This is a genomic window from Pantoea sp. CTOTU46764, assembly GCF_031974595.1.
In the GTDB taxonomy this organism is placed as follows: domain Bacteria; phylum Pseudomonadota; class Gammaproteobacteria; order Enterobacterales; family Enterobacteriaceae; genus Pantoea; species Pantoea trifolii.
In genome coordinates this window covers 4,646-25,092 of the sequence record NZ_DALYOQ010000076.1, presented here as the reverse complement: position 1 = coordinate 25,092, position 20,447 = coordinate 4,646, and the positions used below count along the sequence as shown (strand labels likewise).

The window sequence follows — 20,447 nt, the reverse complement described above, 5'->3', positions numbered from 1 at the left end:
CCAGTCTGGCAGCGCAATCGAGCTTTTCAGTTCTGGATGCCACAGATCGTTCCAGCTGGTAAATTCTTCGCCCTTCGGTACTAAATCTGGACGATAGCCGATGGTGTAAACGTAGCCCCACACGCCAAGGTGATACGGGCTGACTTTGGCCTGCTGGACCAGATTCACCGCGTTAGGGATTTTGCTCATGTCGAGCTTTTCGAACAGGCCGCTGTTGGCATACAGATAACCGACATGCGCGGTGGTAAAGGTGACGTCGGTTTCCGGCGAGCCGCCCGCCAGCTTGGCTTTATTTAGGCGATCAATGGTGCCGCCAGTGACAAACTGCACTTCTACGCCGGTTTCTTTGGTGAACTCTTTGGCGATGGTTTGATCAATCAGATCTTTAAAGCTGCCGCCCCAGGTGCTGACAATCAGCTTATCTGCGGCCATCGCATTCCCTGCGCTCAATACACACGTGGTCAATAACGTTAAGGCACCAATCTTACGCAACATATTTTCGTCCCCAATGAATGAAATGGCTGTTATAGCTGCTTTGCACCACCGTCTGGTCCATCGCGTCGCAATGCACTAAAACAGTGCGAAGGCGGTTCTCGGGTGTTGAAGCGATAATGCCGTTGCGTTGAGATTGGGTAAAACAGCATTTCCCTCGCTGTTGCATCAGAATTTCTGAGGCTAAAAAAGCAGCCTGCTTAGCAAGGATTTTCTTAAGCAGTAGTGAGGCAGAAGCGAATGGGCGCTGGCGCATGAACAGGTGATTATGCTGTGAGTCGGAATTTGGCATGAGAAATGCTTGAGCTAAATCGACACTATTAGAATGACTGACGCGACATGAGCGTGTCAGCGATCTCAGGAGAACCTGCATGCTCAGTCGCATCACCCAGCGTCAGCTGGAATATTTTGTCGCTTCCGGTGAAGCGGGCAGCATTATTGGCGCCTCGGAGCGTATTCACGTCTCCTCACCGTCGATTTCCGCAGCCATCACCCATATTGAGTCTGAGCTTGGCGTGCAGCTGTTTGTGCGTCACCACGCCCAAGGCGTTTCACTCACCGCAATCGGCCATCAGGTATTGAAAGAGGCCAAACTGATCCTCGAACAGATGTCGAATCTCTACACCATCGCGTCGGAATCGATGAACAACGTGCGCGGCCCGCTGCGCGTTGGTTGCCTTGATACGCTAGCGCCGATGTTGACGCCGGAACTGGTGTTTGGTTTTGGCCGCGCCTTTCCCGGCGTGCGCATCTCGCTGGTGGAGGGCAATCATGAGTTGCTGTTAAAACAGCTGCGCTCAGCCGATATCGATATCGCCCTTACCTATGATTTGGTGCCCGCCAGCGATGTCACTTTCCAGTCGCTGGCGCAGCTGCCGCCCTATGTGATGGTGGGTGAGCATCATCCGTTCGCCACGCAATCTGCGGTATCGATCCAGGATCTGGCTGAAGTGCCTATGGTGCTGCTGGATATGCCGTGGAGTCGGGAATATTTTCTTGGCTTGTTCAGCGAAGCCGGTGTGACGCCAAATGTGGTGATGCGATCCAGCAGTATGGAAACGGTGCGCGCGATGGTGGCGAACGGTGTTGGCTTTGGTATCGCCAACGTGAGACCCAAAGCGCACTTGTCGCAGGATGGTAAACGCCTGATTCGCGTGCGGTTGGCGGGCGTTAACAAGGCGATGCAGTTGGGTTATGCCACCATGGCGCACGTACAGCAATCCATGGTGGTGAGCGCGTTTGCCGAGCGTTGCCGCATGTTTATTTCCGACCAATATATTCCCGGCATGGCGGCACCGAGTTATTTCGATCCACAAGTGGTGCGGGTGGCGTGATGATGTTGGTCGCCGTAAATGGCGACCACCGATTAATATCCCTGCTGCGGGAATACCTGATGCAACACCGGTTCACCACGCGCGGCGCGCTGGATATTTTCGGCAACCTGCGGTGCGGCGCTGGCGGGAATGGCGACCGACGCCAGATGCGGCGTAATCAACACATTATCCATCGCCCACAGCGCATCTTCCGGCGGCAACGGTTCGCGGTCGAATACATCCAGCGTGGCTTGACCAATATCCCCACGCTGCAGCGCTTGTGTTAACGCCACCTGATCGACAATCGCCCCGCGCGACACATTAATAAACGCGCTACCGGGCGGTAAGAGTGCTAACCGTTCAGCACTCAGCAATCCCTGAGTTTGCGGCGTGAGCGGCAGCATCACCACCAAAATATCGCTGCTGGCGAGGAAATCATCCAGCGCCTCTATTCCGCTGCTACAGGAAATGCCGTCGATGGTTTTTTGCGATCGCGACCAGCCACGCACATCCAATCCCTGACGCACCAACTCCTGCGCGGCGTGCGCGCCCAACTCACCCAATCCCAGCACGCCAACGCGCACGGTTTCCGGTGAACGCGGATGCACGTAATGCCAGCGCCGTTCACGTTGTGCCCGCTCAAACGCCGGAATATCGCGCACATAACGCAGCACGGCAAACAGCACGAAGCTGGCCATCATGCGCGCCATGTGCGGGTCAGACAAACGAACAATCGGGATATCCGGCAAATCATCGCGTCCGACCAGCGAATCAACGCCCGCACCCAGATTCACCAACAGTTTCAGGTTGCGGTATGCAGCGAAAAAGCCGTGCGGCGGTTTCCACACCAACGCGAAATGTACTTCCTCGACGTTTTGCACCTCTTCTGCGCGACAGATATTCACGCCCGGCAGATGCGGCGCGAGCAACGCTGACCACTGTTCAAAGCTGTCGAACTCGCTGTAAAACACCAAGGCACTCATGCCGCATGCGCCTTAATCAACTCGACCACCGCATCAATCGCAAGTTCGTAACCGATCACGCCCAAGCCGGCAATCACGCCGGTGGCGGCTTTTGATACCATTGAATGATGGCGGAACGGCTCGCGTTGCCAGATGTTGCTCATGTGCGCTTCGATGATCGGGCCATCAAACATCAGTAACGCATCAAGGATTGGCACCGAACTGTAGGTTAAACCAGCGGCGTTGATGATCAATCCGGCGGCCTGCTGTCGTGCTTCCTGAATCCAGTCAACCAACACGCCTTCGTGATTGCTCTGGCGAAATTGCAGCGTGATATTGTGCGAAGCCGCCCGGCGCTGGCAGCGTTCACCGATGCTGGCAAAGCTTTCTGTGCCGTAGGTGCCGCTTTTGTCCATGCCGTACAGGTTAGCGTTCGGGCCGTTGAGGAAATAGATTTGCTGATTCATGTGAGTTCCTAAGTCGCTATGCGGTGGTCGCCATTTATGGTGACCGAATGACGATTTACAGGGATCAATGTGGGCGCGTGCTGGCCATCGCTGGATGGGCATCGAACAGGGCAAACCAGGCGGCAGTCAGCGGATGGTTTGTTCGCCAGTTAAGGTCGGCAAAGCGGAAATCGAGATAACCGAGCGCGCAGCCGATAGCAATCACACCAAGATTGTCAGGCTGAGTGCTAAAACCACTAACATGGCGTTCAATTTCCGCCAACGCGGCACTGACTTTCTTCAATTGTCCATCGGCCCAACCTTGCCACTGCTTTTCCGCTGGACGCGCGCTGAATTCATAACGCGCCAGCAAAGCGGCATCGACCAAACCATCGCCTAACGCCTGCCGCGATAAGGTGATCCAACGCGTGTCACCGTGCGATGGCAACAAATCGCCCTGCGCGCGAGTAATTAGGTATTCACAAATCACACGGCTGTCGTACAGGCACAACCCTTCTTCCGTGCGCAGCGCCGGCACTTTAGCTAACGGATTAAAGGTGGCAATGCGCTCGTCACGTTCAGTCGGATGTGCCGCGGAATCTAACAGCTCAATCTCATGAGTCAGCCCAAGACAATGTGCAGTAACCATCACTTTGCGCACATAAGCGGATGTAGTGGCGTAAAACAGTCGCATCATGTCAGCGCTCCCGGCTGATCCACGCTGAGCAGCACTTTGCCAATGTTGGCGTTGGCTTCAAGGATGCGATGCGCATCGGCCGCCTGCGCCAGCGGCAAAACTTGATGCAGCGTGGGGACGATTTTGCCTGCGGCGATGAGCGGCAGCAGATGCTTGCGGATGCACTCAGCCAGGCGCGCCTTTTCAGCCGCGCTTTTGGGGCGCAGCGTGGAAGAAGTCAAACTCAATCCTTTTCGCATCACCAATTGCAGATCGAGTTCGATCTTCGCGCCCTGCATAAATGACAAACTCACATGACGTCCGCCCTGCGCTAATACGCTAAGATTACGCGCCACGTAATCACCGCCGACGTTATCCAGCACCACATCCACGCCACGACCTGCGGTTTCCGCTGCAATCACCGCGACAAAATCCTCTTTATGACGATCAATGGCGCGCCAGACGCCAATCTGTTGCAGTGCTGCGATTTTGTCAGCACCGCCTGCGGTGGCAATCACACGCGCGCCACAGGCCTGCGCACATTGAATGGCAAAAGTGCCGACGCCGCTAGCAGCACCGTGAATCAGCACGGTTTCGCCGGGTGCTAAGCGCCCCAACTCAAACAGGTTGTGCCACACGGTAAACGCCGCTTCGGGTACGGCTGCGGCATGCGACAACGGCAGATTATCGGGCAGCGGCAAACACAACTCAGCGCGCGCCACGCAATATTCGGCATAACCGCCACCGTTGAGCAGCGCCATCACCGCGTCACCGATGGCGAAGCCAATAACGTCTGCACCCAACGCCACCACGTCACCTGCCACTTCCAGACCTAACACATCTGTCGATCCCGGCGGAATGGGCATACCGTTGCGCTGCATAATATCCGGACGATTAACACCCGCGCTGGCGACACGAATCAGCACTTCGCCCGCCGCAGGTTGTGGCACAGCACGCTCCACAACCGTTAAAACCTCTGCGCCACCCGGCTGGCTGGCTATTACTGCTTTCATCATTTCAGGCAACATCGGAGCTTATCCCTGCTTAGCGGTGGTAAAAGCGCACACGCCTTCATCATCAAAGGTGATTCCCAGCACGCTGCCAACCGGCCAGCGCGTCAGGGAATCGAGCCCAGACTGACGCGCAAACAGCGATGCGCTGCCGAGCGCCGGCACATCAAGATGCACGTCAACGTGATCGCCCTGAAACACATGGGTGATCACCGTGGCGCTCAGGAAGGAGTGCGAAGACAGCGGCCCCAACTGAATGTTTTCCGGGCGCACATACACATCCAGACGCTCGCCAACATTCGCCTGAACACGCTCTGGTGGCAGACGCAGCGCGTTGCCCCCCAGCTCAAGCACCGCCGTGTGATCGCGTCCAGCATAACGTCCCGGCAGAATATTGACGTCACCGACAAAGCCCGCCACAAAAGGATCGCGCGGCTGGCGATAGATCTCATCTGGCGTACCGATTTGGCGCACGTGCCCCGCTGACATCACCACCACGCGATCGCTCATGCTCAGCGCTTCGCCCTGATCGTGGGTGACAAACACCGTGGTGACGCCCAATTTGCGCTGGATCGCTTTCAGTTCGACCTGCATTGATAAACGCAGATTTTTATCCAGCGCGGAAAACGGCTCATCCAGCAACAAGACTTTGGGCCGGATCACCAGCGCACGCGCCAGCGCCACGCGCTGCTGTTGTCCGCCGGAGAGTTCACGTGGCTTGCGATGGCCGTAACCTGCCAGCTTGACCAAGGCTAATGCTTGCTCAACCCGCTCGGCGATTTCGGCCTTAGGCACGCCGCGCATACGCAGGCCGTACCCGACGTTTTTCTCTACCGTCATATGCGGGAACAGCGCGTAGTTTTGGAATACGATGCCGATTTCACGCTGGTAAGGTGGAATTTCGGTCACCAACTCACCATCAATAAAAATCTCGCCGCCGTCGGCTTCCGCAAAACCAGCCATCAGGTTTAGCAGCGTGGTTTTGCCACAGCCCGACGGGCCGAGCAGCGTTATAAATTCCCCTTCTTCAATGGTCAGGGAAATTTTGTGCAGCGCGATAGCGTCGCCAAATCTTTTCAGCACGCCATCTAACTGCACGGCGACGTTACTGGCTTTCGCTGATAGATGCGGCATATCGGGCTGCGGGAATCGGGTAATTTCTGCACTGACCATGAACTCTCCAAAACTGTCTTGCGTGACAACGTCACGGAAATTATTGACTCATCCATGCGGCTAAGCGTTGCAACATGGCGTCACAGGCATCTAACTGCGCGATGCTGATGAATTCGTCGGGTTTATGACCTTGCGCCATGCTGCCTGGCCCACAAATCACGCTGGGAATACCGGCCTGATGGAATAAGCCGCCTTCGGTGCCAAATGCGACGGTACTGAAGTCGCTGGATTGAGTTAAATAGGCGATCAGTCGCGCGGCCTCACTTTGGGCATCAGTCAATAATCCTGGATAGCCGCTGATCGGATAAAAACGGATCGCGCTGTCCGCTGCGATGGCCTGCATGCGTGGCACCAACTCTGTTTGCGCAAACGCATCCAGCTCATCGGCGATGGCTTGCGCATCATCCTGCGGCAAGGTGCGCACTTCGAAATCAAAGGCGCATTCGGCGGGCACTATATTCAATGCGCGGCCGCCGCTGATGATGCCGGTTTGTACGGTGGTAAATGGCGGATCAAAACGAGAATCCTGATGTTGTGCCTTCCGCTCGCCAATCGCCGTTAACTGCTGGATCAATCTCGCGGCATATTCGATGGCATTGACGCCCTGCGGCGCATAGGCCGAATGGCAAGCCGCACCCTTCACTTCACAGCGCACGCCCAATTTGCCCTTATGACCCAGCACCGGTTGCAGTTCAGTAGGTTCACCGATCAGGCAGATGGCCGGTTTTTCCGGGCGCTGCGCCAGCGCATCCAGCAAAGTGCGCACGCCAAGGCAGCCGACCTCTTCGTCGTAGGAGATCGCCAGATGCAGCGGCTGTGTAAGGGGTTGTGCCAGAAAATGGGGCACTGCCGCCAGCATGCAGGCGATGTAGCCTTTCATATCGGTGGTGCCGCGGCCGTATAACTTGCCATCACGTTCGGTCAGTACAAACGGCGGCACGCTCCAGTTTTGCCCATCCACCGGCACCACATCGCTGTGGCCGGACAGCATCACGCCGCCATCGCCAGCGGGCCCAAGGCGCGCATACAAATTGGCTTTACTGCGTTCTGCGTTGTGGATCAGCTCACAGCTCACACCCAGATCACTCAGGTATCGCCAGACGAAATCGATCAATGCCAGGTTGGATTCACGGCTGGTGGTGTCAAACGCCACCAGCTTTTCAAGCAGTTGTCGGCTGGTAAACATGGGAACTCCTACTCGTCGCCCGGCACGCCGTAACGGGGTGCCTTCGTTGGATCGATGGCGCGCGTCACGTAATCGTTCATTTGCGGTTGATAGGCCAGCCACAGCTGGTTGAGTTCGCCAATCGCATCGCCTTCCGTCCAGTCAACGCGCAGATCGACAATTGGCCACACCTGATCATCAACGATCGACAATGCCGAGGAGTGCACCGGCCCCGCTTCACCGCCGGCCTGCATGCCCGCCTGCATCGCCGCGATTAAGCGCTCAGCTAAATGGCCGGAATGCTGCTCGAAGGCGCCTACCATTGCCGGAATCACCTCAGGGTTAGCCAGCAAATTACCCGCCGCCACGCAGTGATGACCGGTTTGCGTGTTATTAATGCCAAGGGTTTTATCGCCGCTAAAGCAGGCGGTCTGGCCATTCGCGGCTAACACCGTCACCTGGCGATAATGGTGATATTCATCGCTGGCCAAACCGGCTTTAAGCGCGGCTTCTGCGCTATCGCCTTGTTGCAGGCGATCAAGAATGCGCGGACCTAACGCCGGTAAGGTGATGTTTTGAGTTGATACCGCGCCTACCGCTGAGCGCAGCCATGGGCAACGTGCACCCACCGCAATGCTGGATGAGCTAATGGCAATGCCGATTTGGCCGGTTTCGTCACAGCGTCCCACAATGGATAACGTCATCGTCTCCCGCCTCTTATTCCGCTTGCCAGTCGTCTGGGATTACCGCGATCACATCGATTTCCATCAACCATTGCGGCTGACCTAAACCGGAAATCACCAAGCCGGTGGAGATTGGGAACACACCTTTCAGCCATTTACCCACCACCTGATACACCGGCTCGCGATAACGTGGGTCGATGATGTAGGTGGTGGTTTTAACGATGTGCGACAAGTCGCTACCCGCTTCTTCCAGTAGCTGTTTAACGTTCTTCATCGCCTGATCGGCTTGCGCGGCGGGATCGCCTAATCCCACCAGATTGCCCGCAAAGTCAGTGCCAATCTGTCCACGGACATACACGGTGTTGCCCGCGCGCACCGCCTGACAGAGATCGTTATCCAGCGCCTGATTGGGATAGGTTTCTTTAGTGTTGAATTTACGGATGCGAGTATGTGTGGTCATGCTTGCCTGCTATGCGAAAAGGGTTTGCGCAAGGTATACCTTCCCACGCGTGGCAGTGAAAACAGCATTAACCGAGGTGTTGCTTTAAAAAATCCGAAGGAGCTCGCGGTGATGATTTTTAGCATTAAATTGTGATCATCATCACCAGCCGCTTAACCGGCGTTTACCGGGCGCGCGTTCTGCGGTATACCACCCTCCTTCTTCAGCTAACTCTCAGATAAGGATATAAAAATGTTTACAAAGCAGTATGAGGTTGATGAAAAACACATTGATTTTCAGGGCGTGGTCGATGGCCTCTACTATCCGTTTTATATGGAGTGGACACGCCATGCTTACATGCGTGAAGCCTTGGGTATCGATATGGAAGAAGAGTTTAAGCAGGGCAAAATTTACATGGTGCTGGAGTATTCCCTGCGCTTTCGTAAGAGCCTGGTAAAAGGTGACCAGGTTGAAGTGACCTGTGTGCTGGCGAAGAATGAGAAACGCAATCGCGTTAATTTTGTACAGCAGATTCTAGTCAATGGCGTGGTGTATGCCGATGCGACGTTTGTTGCCACCTGCCTGCAGAATGGACGCCCTTCCATGCCTGATGCAGTGATGAACGCGTTAGCGGATGCTTGATGCGGTTTTGGTAAGGGTCGCCATGAATGGCGACCCTACGTACATTCAGCCATAGAGTTCGGCTTTACCCACTGAAGAGAACAACCGCATCTTATGCGCGACCACCTCTTTTGCAGCGGCAATCGGTTTCAGGAACAATTCACTCGGTTCATGCCCACCGCGTTTAATCTCATCTTCCAGCATGACAAAAAAGGCTTTCTTCATATCGCTGGAAATATTGATTTTACTGACGCCATGTTCAATAGCTTCGGCAACTTCGCTGTCTTTATTGCCGGAACCACCATGCAATACCAGCGGAATATCCACGCGTGCGGCAATCTCTTTCAAGCGGGGAATATCCAGCTTTGGTTGTTTACCGGCTGGATAAAGCCCGTGCGATGTACCAATAGCAACCGCTAAGGTATCCACGCCGGTCTCTTTGACAAAGCGTTCTGCCTGATCGGGATCGGTAAAGAGGATTTCGCTGTGGCCGCCTTCCGCACTCCCCTCCGCTACGCCGATGGTGCCCAATTCCGCTTCCACCGACACATCCGCAGCGTGAGCGATTTCCGTCATTTTACGCGTCAGCGCAATATTCTCTTCAAATGGCAGCAAAGAAGCATCAATCATCACCGAGGTGTAGCCGGTTTGAATGGCTTTAATATTGTGCTCCAGCGATTGACCGTGATCCTGATGAATCACCACCGGCACGCTGGCTTTAGCGCCTAACTCACGTAGATAAACAATAAAAGCATCACCCACGAAATCATGTTCTACCGGGTGTACTTCCAGAATAACCGGTGATTTAAGTTCTTCCGCCACTTCAATTACCAGACGAGCAAACTCAGCGGAGGCTATATTAAAAGCGCCGACACCAAACTTATTATTCCTAGCCACGCTCAAAAGATTCTTCATGTTGATTAACATCATTCACTCCTTCGGTAAGGGTTTCATTTACGTCTTTCTTAATAAATCGCAGGATTACTGCGGTGAAAACCGCACCCGCAGCAATCGCAAACATATAGGCCAATACATGTGTAATCACATTGGGGATAAACAGGACGAACACGCCGCCGTGCGGTGCGCGTGAAGCGCAACCTAACGCCATGGAGAGCGCACCCGCTAAACCTGAACCGGCACAAATTGCGGGAATCACGCGCAGCGGATCGGATACCGCATAGGGAATTGCGCCTTCAGTGATAAATGACAGTCCTAATACATAGGTAACTTTGCCGGTTTCGCGCTCTTGAGCAGTGAATTTGCGGCCAAACAGCGTGGTAGCCAGCGCAATGCCTAATGGCGGAACCATGCCAGCCGCCATACAGGCGGCGATAGGTTCATAAATGCCGGTGGACATTAACCCGATGGCAAACATGCACACGGTTTTGTTTAACGGGCCGCCCATATCAAATGCGACCATTACGCCAATCATTAACCCCATAATGGCGGCATTCATGTTGCCCATGCTTTGCAGGAAAGCGGTCAGCGCTTCCAGCAACATTCTGATGGGCTGACCGATAACTAAAATCATTAATGCGCCGGTTAATAACACCGTAAGCAGTGGCACAATCAGAATCGGTTTTAAACCCGCAATCGCCTTAGGCAGATGAATATATTTCACTACCAGCAACGTGATATATCCGGCGAGGAAGCCGGCAAATAGCGCCCCAAGAAAGCCCGCACCGGTGTGCACTGCGAGCATGCCGCCGACCGCGCCAGACACAATACCCAGATTGCCACTGATTGATTTACTGATGCCGAGCGACAGAATCGGCAACATCAGCGCGAAAGCCGCACCGCCACCGATATCAGACAACATTTTTGCAATCGGACTGAAATTCGCATCGCCTGGCGTTGCTGCAGTAATACCAAAGGAAAAGCTGAGGGCAATTAATATGCCTCCGGCTATCACAAACGGAATCATCAGATTAACGCCGGTAATGAGATGAATATAGAGCTGCGACAAGGTGGATTTTCCGCTCTGCGTCTCGCTATCATCGCTGTTTAACGCTTCGCTATTGCTGTTCATCTCCGGCTTTAGCGCGCCGCTCATAATATTGCTTAATAATCCGCTGGCATCTTTCGCCGCGCGCGCCACCGGTACTTTAAATATGCGCTTTCCCTTAAATCGGCGTAAATCGATGACTTTATCGGCAGCGATCAATACTGCATCCGCCTGGCTAATATCATCCTGAGTGAAGTGATATTCACTCTCCACCGCGCCGTGGGTTTCAACTACAATGTCGATGCCCATCTTCGCTGCACTTTTTTTCAGATTGGCTTCTGCAATGTAAGTGTGGGCGACGCCTGTCGGACAGGCGGTAATAGCGATCAGTTTCATTATAAACTCCAGGTAAAAAGTTTATACTCCGGTATTATTGACGATTAGCCGATACAACTCTTCATTGGTTTTGGCATTAATTAATCGTTCAACAATCTCATCATCACCCAATGCCACAGACACACGGGCTAATACTTTAATATGACCAATGCCGCTGTCGGCATTGCGTACCGCAAATAAAATCACCAGTTTTACCGCTACGTCCTCTTCAGTTTCCCAGTCAACCGGCGTGCGTAAATTAGCCACCGCCATGCGGGTTTCATTTACTGCCACCGATTTACCGTGAGGTATCGCCACCAGATTATCAAATCCGGTTGGCCCCAGCGCTTCTCGCGCCATCACATCCTGAATAAATAAGGCTTTATCATTAATAATACTCTCAGCATAAAGCAGCGAAGATAATGCCTCTATCACCTCAATTTTATTACTCGCCACTAAATCGGTAACCACACATGAGCGGGTTAAAATATCTGACACGATCACTTTATCCAGCATGATGTTTCTCCTTCATATTTTCATCAGAAAAAAGTCTTTCTGAAACTCGCGCAATATCTTTCTTAGAGAAAATTGCCGAGACATAGGCAACCGGTAACTCAACATCCTCTAATTTGATGGTTGAGATAATTAAATCGCACGCCTTCATTTCCAGTGTGCTCGAGAGCTGACTGCCGGGAACGATGGCAATAATTTCCCATTCGGGAAACGCACGATTGATACGACTGGATAACAACTGCGATGTTCCTACACCACTGGAGCAAACGATAATGATCTTCTTAGCAGCACGGAATTTATCCAGCGCGGTTTGTAGGTAAATCGTCAGATAAGCCACTTCATCATCCGAGATATCCGCATAGCCATATTTTTGATTAATACGGTCAGCTGCCTTTTTTACCGCATTAAAGGCGCTACCCAGCTCACTTTTAATTTCATCCAGCAATGGATTATGGATAGCGATGCCATAGGCAAGTCGATTGAGCATCGGCTTAATATGCTGAGCTAAATCGTGACGCAGTTTGTTATCCAGGCTAAGGTCAAGGCCCAGATCCTCGGATGATTCACGAATCAGTCTCTCGGCATAGCGGTCGGCCTCGCTGTTGAGTGGTAGCGGAAGGCTATCAACTGGCGTCAACGTATGGCGGCCTGATGAAATCAGATATTGGTAGATATAACTCACTTCAATCGCCGGTAAGATCATTCGGTACTCATCCTGCAACCAGCTCACGGCTTTCTCGGCAATCGTCCACTCCTTGCCCTCGTGTCGCGTATAGGTTTGTACGTCCGATTGCGCCGTAAGGCCCGCCGCACGTCGAATCGTCACCAGCAGATGTGAAAAGAGATTGGTGTAATAAGGCTCACTGATGGCACAGGTTAATTCATCTTCAATTAAACCAATGAGCGAGATGCAATTATCCACGTTCACCTTGCCAAATTGATCGACTAATTTGGTTCTGGAAAAACGGTCAATTCGGCTATCCGCTGTTTGATACTGACTTAATACACTTACGGTGATGATATCTTTTAACGCCATACGTATATCCAGATCGTTACCTTGGATATAGGTGCCTGAATGGTCGCGAATCAACGTCAAAGCGAATGTAGCCAGCCAGGCCTCGACCTTTTTCAAATCTTCTACAATTGAAGATCGGCTAACAAAAAATTTCTCCGACAGCGCGCTGAGTGATAATGGCGCGGGTGATTGCGTCAATAAATCAGTAGAAATGCCGACCAGACGTTTAGTGCCCAATATTTCATGATGCTGTTCAGAGATAACTGCTGTGCCGCGCGAGAAAACCGATCCGCCATCAAAGCGCAAACCTAATCCTGGCTTACTAATGATGCGACGTTGATCGTCAGAACAAAATTCATTGATAACTTCAATATCTCTTCGCAGCGTACTGACAGAAATGTCGAGAAATTCGGCAACCCGATTCGCCGGAACCCAATCATTCTCTGCGATCAGAAAATCAATAATTCCGTTTTGTCGTTGGTTCAGTGCTGTCATTCTTGACGCCCTTGGTTGTTTTTCACCGTTACCCACCATGGATACGTTTATACGAGAGATAAGCAACGAGGAAAATACTAAATGATGGGCAGAAGATGGACATATCGTTGAACACTTCATCACAACTGATAAGGCGAAAACAGATTTGAACTATGCGCGAGCTTAATTCGAAATAATATCTGAGGGATTATTTTGACGAGGTTATCATTTTTCAAAATAACTTATAAAAACGATCTGGGAAATGCAGGAAGTGTGATGGGCATCGTCATGCTAATCGCAGATAGCGACTACTTTCTCCAGCAATTGATGTCTGGGTTTAATGAATTTAATGCTTTGCGCGAAAATTATTTAGGTCGCCATAAATGGCGACCCTATGATTTGATATGTATGGAAATTAGTGAGATTACGCTCCTGCGCCGGATTGCGGCGCTGCGGGGATGCGTTTCCCCTTTAGCATATTACGCAGTGCCGGTTCGGCATATTTTGTTATCAGGAAAGCAATGTAGTACAGCACGCAGGCCACCACGATAGGCATCAGCAGCATGACAACTTCACTCTTGATATAGACGTTAAGTTTAATCAGCGTGGCGATCATCAGGTTTTCATGAATCAGATAAAATGCGTAACTGGCAAATCCAACAGCCGTCAGGAAGCGTATCGAAAGCCAGCGCTCCATCTGCTTTGAGTAGAAACTGGCAACAAAGAACACCAGCACCATCAGCAACGGAATCACGGTCATCACACCAGCATTTTTCACGAAATAACTAATGTTAATCAACATTGCAACGACGACGAGAGCGTAGTGAAACAATTTATCGCGACCGTGCATACGTTCATAAACCAGGCAACCCACCATAAACCAGGAATAATGTATAAAACCAAACTTGGAAATTATATCGATAAGCATCGGATGCCCGAGCGATTTTAATACCGACGAAGCGGATAACAGCAACATTGGCACCAGTAAAGCAGGCAAGCAATATTTCCGGCCCAGAGTAAAGTAAACGGCGCCAATAATCAGATAGAAAACCGCTTCGACATACAGTGACCAGAACGATCCTGCCATCGATTTAAATTCAATGCCGGTTAATTGTGTCAGAGTTTCCGGATTGGTAAATATCAATCCAGGCAGCAGATTCCTGACGTACGGCGTCATGGCTGACCATTCCGGGAAGAAACCGCCTAGCGCGAAAAGCAGCATGCTGGCAATAAACATCGCGGGAAACAGCCGCAGCCAACGCTTTTTCAGGAAACTGATATAGCTGTTGGATTTATCCAGCGTCATAAAAATGACAAATCCTGAAATCATGAAAAATAGTTCTACGCCGAGCCAGCCAAAGCTGAAAAGTGGGATATGTTGTGTTTGCGCGACATAAGGCAATAATTCCGGCCATCGTGCGTAAGCGTGGTAACCGATAACTAACAGGATCGCCAGGCCGCGCATACCATCAAGGTGCGTTATACGTGCGTGCATAATTCCCTCAGGAAAGATGACTGGATGAGTAAAGTCAAATTAGCATTGACAGAGTTTTACAATCAATCAGGCTAATTCTGATTAACGCAGATTGAAATAAGAGTCTCTTTAAAAAAGAAAGCCATTTATTAATGGAGAAACAATCCTATTTCCATCAAGTATCAATGACTAAATTAATGGAATTAGAAAATCAAATTTTCAATTACAGATTGTGATGCGGTCCCGGCCCAACAGATTCACGCAAAATTAATTCGCCAGAGAAGGTTTTGTCATTGCGCATTTCGCCGCCGTCCAGCATAGAAATCAAACGTTCGATGGTTTCCTTAATCATCTCTGTGACCGGCATTTTCACACTGGATAACGCCGGAATAGTAAACGGCGCCAGCGGGATATCATCGAACCCGATCACCGCCACTTGTGCAGGAACGGCAATCTGCGCTGCCGCCAGCGCTTTGAGCGCGCCCACCGCCATATCATCGTTGCTGGCCACCAGCGCTGAGAAATTCCTTCCCAGCTTCAGCAACTGTTCCACCGCTGCCATGCCGTTTTGCGCCTGCCATTTTCCTTCGACCACCAGCGCATCATTAATTGGAATACCATGTTTGGTCAGCGCTGCCTGGTAGCCCGCCAAACGTTCACGCCCGGTCGGCGAATCCAGCGAACCGGTGATAAAGGCAATATCTCGATGACCCAGCGCAATCAGCTGCTCCACCGCAGCGCTGCTGCTGCGCTGTTGATCGGAATAGATGCAGTAACTGTCGTGCTGTCGTAGACGACGGTTAATCACCAATATCGGGTGTTTATGCTGCGCGATGATGTTGTCCATTTCATCGGTGGTGAGAAAACGCGGATAGATAATCACACCATCGCAACGCAAATCGAGCAGGAACTGAATGGCTGCGCGCTCCTCTTCGGCGCTGTGTTTACCATCCACTAACAGCAGCTGACGTCCCTGCTGTTCCATCAGGCGCGCGGAGTGCTGCATCAACTCGGTGAAGTAGCTGCCGGTATACAAAGTGTTGGTAATCACCAGCCCAATCGTCTGGCTGGATTTGGTTGCCAGATTGCGCGCCAGCAAGTTAGGGCGGAAATCGGTGGCAGCAATCGCCTGATACACCTTGTCGCGTTTTTCCTGGCTGACATAACCATTGCCAGACAACACGCGCGAAACGGTTGCTTTTGATACGCCGGCTACTTTTGCCACCTCGATTATGGTCGCCATGTTTCACTCTTTTTCGATGCTCATCGCATCAGTGTACCTAAGCGACGAAATGTACGGCAATTTTTCTGCCATCCCCTTATCAGCGCCCTTTCACTCACAGCGATCAACTTCACACTTTCGATCATTGAATTTTAAATCTCTTGCCTGGTTTACATCACATCTTCATGATTTTGTGAAACCGGTTTCTCATGATTAAAAATCACGCAGAAAACCGCTGTACCTCTACCAAATAATCAGAGATCAAAAATCCATGGCTAAAAATTATGCGGACGTCTCGCGCGCCATTGTGGCTGCGCTCGGCGGCCTGAACAATATCGAAGCGGTGACGCACTGCATGACGCGCCTGCGCTTCGTGGTGAAAGACAGCACGCACATTGATAACGCCGTGCTGAAAGCCATTCCCGGCGTGATGGGCGTCGTGCATACCGATACGCAATGTCAGGTGATCATTGGTAACAACGTGAACCTCGCCTATCAGGAAGTCCTGAAGCTCGGCACACCGAACAGCGACGGCGCGGCGCCTGTGAAACGCAAAATCACCCTGCGTAGCATCGGTGCCGGGATTCTGGATGCGCTGGTGGGCACCATGTCGCCGCTGATTCCGGCGATCATTGGTGGCTCGATGGTGAAGCTGCTGGCGATGGTGCTGGAGATGAGCGGCGTGCTGGAGAAAGGCTCCTCGACGTTGATCATCCTCAACGTGATTGGTGACGGCGCGTTCTTCTTCCTGCCGATTATGGTGGCCGCTTCAGCTGCGCTGAAATTCAAAACCAACATGTCGCTGGCGATTGCCATCGCGGGCGTGCTGGTGCATCCCAACTTTGTCGATTTGATGGCCAAAGCGGCGCAAGGTCAGGCGGTGGAATTCGCCTATATCCCGGTGACGGCGGTGAAATACACCTACACGGTGATTCCGGCGTTGGTGATGACGTGGATTCTGTCGCACATTGAATACTGGATCGACCGCATTACGCCGGCGGTTACCAAGAACTTCCTCAAGCCAATGCTGATTGTGCTGGTGGCTGCGCCGATCGCTATTGTGCTGATCGGACCACTCGGCATCTGGATTGGTAGCGGTATTTCGGCGCTGGTTTACACCATTCACGGCTATCTTGGCTGGTTGTCGGTGGCGATCATGGGCGCGCTGTGGCCGCTGCTGGTGATGACCGGTATGCATCGCGTGTTTACGCCAACCATCATTCAAACCATTGCTGAAACCGGCAAAGAAGGCATGGTGATGCCGTCGGAAATTGGCGCCAATCTGTCGCTGGGTGGTTCTTCGCTGGCGGTGGCGTTCAAAACCAAAAACCCAGAACTGCGTCAAACCGCGTTTGCGGCGGCGGCATCGGCGATTGTCGCGGGCATTTCTGAACCGGCGTTGTATGGTGTGGCGGTCAGGTTGAAACGACCGCTGATCGCCAGCCTGATCAGTGGCTTTATCTGCGGCGCGGTAGCCGGTATTGGTGGACTCGCCAGCCATTCGATGGCTTCGCCCGGCTTGTTCACCAGCGTGCAGTTTTTCGATCCCACCAATCCGATGAGCATCGTGTGGGTCGGCGGCGTGATGGTGCTGTCGGTGGTGCTCTCCTTCATTCTGACGTTGATTCTCGGCTTTGAAGATATTCCGGTTACCGAGCCCGCACAGCCAAAGCCGGTGACGGATGATGTCAAACCCGCCAACGTTAATTTATCCAAGGTGTAAAAGAGGTTTTTATGTCTGAAGTGACATTTCCAGAGGGATTTTTGTGGGGCGGCGCGTTAGCTGCCAATCAGTCAGAGGGGAGCTATCTGGCGGGCGGTAAAGGCTTAACCACGGTGGACATGATCCCGCACGGCGCGCATCGCATGCCGGTAAAGCTGGGTCAGGAGAAGCGCTTCGCACTGCGCAGCGATGAATATTACCCAAGCCATGACGCCATCGACTTTTACCGCCGCTACAAAGACGATATCGCGCTGATGGCGGAAATGGGCTTCACCGTGTTCCGTACCTCAATTGCCTGGAGCCGTATTTACCCGCAAGGTGATGAGCTGACGCCCAACGCGGAAGGCATCGCCTTCTACCGCAGCCTGTTTGAAGAGTGCCAGAAATATGGCATCACGCCGCTGGTGACGCTGTGCCACTTCGATGTGCCGATGCATCTGGTGACCGAATACGGTTCGTGGCGCAATCGTAAAATGATCGAATTTTTCAGCCGCTACGCGCGTACCTGCTTTGAAGAATTTAACGGCCTGGTGAAGTATTGGCTGACCTTTAACGAGATCAATATCCTGCTGCACAGCCCGTTTTCTGGCGCAGGTTTGGTGTTCGAACCGGGCGAAAATCCGGAGCAGGTGAAGTATCAGGCGGCACATCATGAATTGGTGGCAAGCGCACTGGTGACCAAAATCGCCCATGAAATTAACCCGGAAAACCAGGTTGGCTGCATGCTGGCGGGCGGCAACTTCTATCCGTGGTCGTGCAAGCCGGAAGACGTGTGGGCGGCGCTGGAGAAGGATCGCGAAAACCTGTTCTTTATTGATGTGCAGGCGCGTGGCGCTTACCCTTCCTATGCCGCGCGGGTGTTCCGCGAGAAAGGCGTGGAGATTGCGATGGAACCGGAAGATGCCGCCACGCTGCGTCACACCGTCGATTTCGTCTCCTTCAGCTATTACGCCTCACGCTGCGCCTCGGCAGAGATGAACGAGCAAAACAGCAGCGCCGCCAACGTGGTGAAATCGCTGACCAATCCGCATGTCAAACGCAGCGATTGGGGCTGGGGCATCGATCCTCTCGGCCTGCGCATCACCATGAACATGATGTATGACCGCTACCAGAAGCCGCTGTTCCTGGTGGAAAACGGCCTCGGCGCGCGCGATGAAATCAACGCCGACGGCGAGATTAACGATGATTACCGCATCAGTTACCTGAAGGAACACATTCAGGCGATGGGCGACGCGATTGCCGATGGCATTCCGCTGATGGGTTATACCACGTGGGGCTGCATCGATTTGGTGGCGGCCTCGACCGGCGAGATGAGTAAGCGCTACGGATTTGTTTATGTCGATCGTGATGATAAAGGCAACGGCAGCCTTGAACGCATCCGCAAAAAATCGTTCTGGTGGTACAAGCAAGTGATCGCCAGCAACGGGCGGAATCTGGACGCGATTTAAATTCCTGGTCGCCATGAATGGCGACCCTACGGTGATTTGGTGGGGTTTTCGTAGGGTGCGCATTAATGCGCACCTGCATACATATGCAAATAAATGCTTAGCGTTGCATAATTTCCCGTTGGCGCAGCGTTGCGATTGGCCACGCTTGTTGCGGGAACAGATAGAGCCGAATACTGAACAGATGAAAGAGCGGCGTTAGCACCCTTTTGTCGCGCTTCGCCAGTCGTTCCAGCTTCAGCAGCAGTAAATCCAGCTCCTCCTGCAAATCCGCATGCGGCGGCGTTTGCAGCGATTTCAGACGACGCTTAAGAAACAGCGCCAGCTCATGAAACATCTGTCCGCTATCCAGCTGATATTGCTGCAGCAACTCTTTGTGGCGCGCGTAATAGTCAAAGCTGTTAACGCCTAGCCACACTTCCTTGAGCAACATGCCAGCCGAACGCATATCGGGATGCGGATCGAGGCGTAAACGCGGCAGCACCACGTTCACTTTATCCAGCATCAGGCTGATAAAACGTTGACGTCCCAGCAGTGACGAACCATTGCGCTCGGTCTCTTTGATAAAGCGCAACAGCTCGCGCAGACCTTGTCGCACGGCGCGGCGCGCAGTCCATGAGGGACGTTTGTTGCGCATGATGGCGGTGATGATCACTGCAAACATTACGCCCGCCATAGTGGCAATCGCGTTGTTGATCAGCAGCACCAGATCGGGTTTTAGATGGTGGCCGAGGCCAATAAATCCCGGAATCTGAATCGCCACGCTCAGGCCAATCATGTTGGTGGTAGGACGCGCGATCATCAGTGCCAGCAGCAGCAGGCCGGGCGCAAGGCAAATCATCAGGGCTTCGAATGAGGTCGCTTGCGGGATCAAAAGCGCCACGTAAATCACGCTGATAATGATTGCCACGATCACGCCACGCACAAACAGCTTCATCGAGGTCAGCGGCGTATCCTGACTGGCGAGCAGTGAGCAGAGAATCGCTGCCATCACTGGTGCCGATGCGCCATCACGCCAGCCCGTTCCCATCCACAGTAAGCAGGAACCGAAGGTGGCACAAAAAGCGGTTAACGCTGACAGCCGGATTAACCCTTTATCGAAAAAACGGTGCGTGCGTTTACCGCGCGCCAATGTGGTGTCGCCCGACAGATCGCTCACCAATCCGCCGACGCTTTGATAAGCACCCGCAATACGCACAAAATCCGCCAGACGTTCCATTAACCCGGTAAACAGCAGCCAGTTTTCGGTGGGTAATTCGCCGTTTTGCCAGGCGAGGTTGA

The 20,447-nt window shown here is 52.7% G+C and carries 21 protein-coding genes; 4 read left to right on the top strand and 17 right to left on the bottom strand.

Annotated elements, in window-relative coordinates; all coding sequences use genetic code 11:
- Positions 1–495, bottom strand: a 495-nt coding sequence (locus tag RTM06_RS19535) for an extracellular solute-binding protein (protein WP_312184393.1), incomplete at its 3' end; no start/stop codon positions are given.
- Positions 485–784 carry a hypothetical protein gene (locus RTM06_RS19530; protein WP_256698668.1) on the bottom strand — a complete coding sequence of 100 codons (300 nt, stop codon included), beginning with the start codon at positions 782–784 and terminating at the stop codon, positions 485–487. The genes RTM06_RS19535 and RTM06_RS19530, both read right to left, overlap by 11 nt.
- 79 nt (positions 785–863) lie before the next feature.
- On the opposite strand from RTM06_RS19530, the gene RTM06_RS19525 reads away from it, so the two are divergent.
- Positions 864–1,826 carry a LysR family transcriptional regulator gene (locus RTM06_RS19525; RefSeq protein WP_008106834.1) on the top strand — a complete coding sequence of 321 codons (963 nt, stop codon included), beginning with the start codon at positions 864–866 and terminating at the stop codon, positions 1,824–1,826.
- A gap of 32 nt (positions 1,827–1,858) precedes the next feature.
- On the opposite strand, the gene RTM06_RS19520 is transcribed toward RTM06_RS19525, so the two are convergent.
- The 8 genes from RTM06_RS19520 to RTM06_RS19485 all read right to left on the bottom strand — a co-directional run bounded on the left by RTM06_RS19520 (position 1,859) and on the right by RTM06_RS19485 (position 8,380).
- A complete protein-coding gene (locus RTM06_RS19520) occupies positions 1,859–2,788 on the bottom strand; it encodes a glyoxylate/hydroxypyruvate reductase A (RefSeq protein ID WP_265296704.1) in 930 nt (309 codons plus the stop codon).
- The gene (locus RTM06_RS19515) at positions 2,785–3,234 is read right to left on the bottom strand and encodes a type II 3-dehydroquinate dehydratase (protein ID WP_312184390.1); all 450 of its coding nucleotides are present in this window, start codon (positions 3,232–3,234) and stop codon (positions 2,785–2,787) included. Before RTM06_RS19515 ends, RTM06_RS19520 begins: the two co-directional genes overlap by 4 nt.
- 64 nt (positions 3,235–3,298) lie before the next feature.
- Positions 3,299–3,910, bottom strand: a complete 612-nt coding sequence (locus tag RTM06_RS19510) for a glutathione S-transferase N-terminal domain-containing protein (protein WP_312184388.1) — start codon at positions 3,908–3,910, stop codon at positions 3,299–3,301.
- Positions 3,907–4,917: an NAD(P)H-quinone oxidoreductase gene (locus RTM06_RS19505; protein ID WP_312184386.1), complete on the bottom strand. Its 1,011-nt coding sequence runs from the start codon at positions 4,915–4,917 to the stop codon at positions 3,907–3,909. The genes RTM06_RS19510 and RTM06_RS19505 overlap by 4 nt, the downstream gene beginning before the upstream one ends.
- A 6-nt stretch (positions 4,918–4,923) precedes the next feature.
- Entirely contained in the window at positions 4,924–6,072 is a 1,149-nt protein-coding gene (locus RTM06_RS19500) for an ABC transporter ATP-binding protein (RefSeq protein WP_312184384.1), read from the bottom strand.
- Positions 6,073–6,112: 40 nt separating this feature from the next.
- Positions 6,113–7,258, bottom strand: a complete 1,146-nt coding sequence (gene argE / locus RTM06_RS19495; protein WP_256698663.1) for an acetylornithine deacetylase — start codon at positions 7,256–7,258, stop codon at positions 6,113–6,115.
- 8 nt (positions 7,259–7,266) lie between these two features.
- Positions 7,267–7,941: a DUF1028 domain-containing protein gene (locus RTM06_RS19490; RefSeq protein WP_265296700.1), complete on the bottom strand. Its 675-nt coding sequence runs from the start codon at positions 7,939–7,941 to the stop codon at positions 7,267–7,269.
- A 13-nt stretch (positions 7,942–7,954) separates the two neighbouring features.
- The gene (locus RTM06_RS19485) at positions 7,955–8,380 is read right to left on the bottom strand and encodes a RidA family protein (protein WP_256698661.1); all 426 of its coding nucleotides are present in this window, start codon (positions 8,378–8,380) and stop codon (positions 7,955–7,957) included.
- Positions 8,381–8,611: 231 nt separating this feature from the next.
- Between RTM06_RS19485 and RTM06_RS19480 the strand changes: the two genes are divergently transcribed.
- Positions 8,612–9,001, top strand: coding sequence for an acyl-CoA thioesterase (locus tag RTM06_RS19480; RefSeq protein ID WP_061719234.1), 390 nt, complete (start codon positions 8,612–8,614; stop codon positions 8,999–9,001).
- A gap of 45 nt (positions 9,002–9,046) precedes the next feature.
- Here RTM06_RS19480 and RTM06_RS19475 read toward each other — a convergent pair whose 3' ends face one another.
- The 6 genes from RTM06_RS19475 to RTM06_RS19450 form a co-directional block, all read right to left on the bottom strand.
- Complete coding sequence (locus RTM06_RS19475) at positions 9,047–9,907, bottom strand: ketose-bisphosphate aldolase (protein ID WP_312184395.1); 861 nt, start codon at positions 9,905–9,907, stop codon at positions 9,047–9,049.
- On the bottom strand, positions 9,870–11,321 hold the full coding sequence (locus tag RTM06_RS19470; protein ID WP_265296699.1) for a PTS fructose transporter subunit IIC: 1,452 nt from the start codon (positions 11,319–11,321) through the stop codon (positions 9,870–9,872). Before RTM06_RS19470 ends, RTM06_RS19475 begins: the two co-directional genes overlap by 38 nt.
- 21 nt (positions 11,322–11,342) lie before the next feature.
- A complete protein-coding gene (locus RTM06_RS19465; RefSeq protein WP_312184380.1) occupies positions 11,343–11,816 on the bottom strand; it encodes a PTS sugar transporter subunit IIA in 474 nt (157 codons plus the stop codon).
- Positions 11,806–13,323 carry a transcription antiterminator gene (locus tag RTM06_RS19460; protein ID WP_312184378.1) on the bottom strand — a complete coding sequence of 506 codons (1,518 nt, stop codon included), beginning with the start codon at positions 13,321–13,323 and terminating at the stop codon, positions 11,806–11,808. The genes RTM06_RS19465 and RTM06_RS19460 overlap by 11 nt, the downstream gene beginning before the upstream one ends.
- 403 nt (positions 13,324–13,726) lie before the next feature.
- Entirely contained in the window at positions 13,727–14,797 is a 1,071-nt protein-coding gene (locus tag RTM06_RS19455; protein WP_312184377.1) for an acyltransferase, read from the bottom strand.
- A gap of 202 nt (positions 14,798–14,999) precedes the next feature.
- Positions 15,000–16,019, bottom strand: a complete 1,020-nt coding sequence (locus RTM06_RS19450; protein WP_312184375.1) for a LacI family DNA-binding transcriptional regulator — start codon at positions 16,017–16,019, stop codon at positions 15,000–15,002.
- A gap of 250 nt (positions 16,020–16,269) precedes the next feature.
- Here RTM06_RS19450 and ascF point away from each other — a divergent pair, with 250 nt between their 5' ends.
- Positions 16,270–17,721, top strand: a complete 1,452-nt coding sequence (ascF, locus tag RTM06_RS19445) for a PTS cellobiose/arbutin/salicin transporter subunit IIBC (protein WP_312184373.1) — start codon at positions 16,270–16,272, stop codon at positions 17,719–17,721.
- Between the two features lie 11 nt (positions 17,722–17,732).
- Positions 17,733–19,169, top strand: coding sequence for a 6-phospho-beta-glucosidase (locus RTM06_RS19440; protein WP_312184372.1), 1,437 nt, complete (start codon positions 17,733–17,735; stop codon positions 19,167–19,169).
- Positions 19,170–19,266: 97 nt separating this feature from the next.
- Here the strand turns inward: RTM06_RS19440 and RTM06_RS19435 are convergent.
- Positions 19,267–20,447: FUSC family protein (locus tag RTM06_RS19435; RefSeq protein ID WP_312184371.1), on the bottom strand; the 1,181-nt coding region annotated here is incomplete at its 5' end.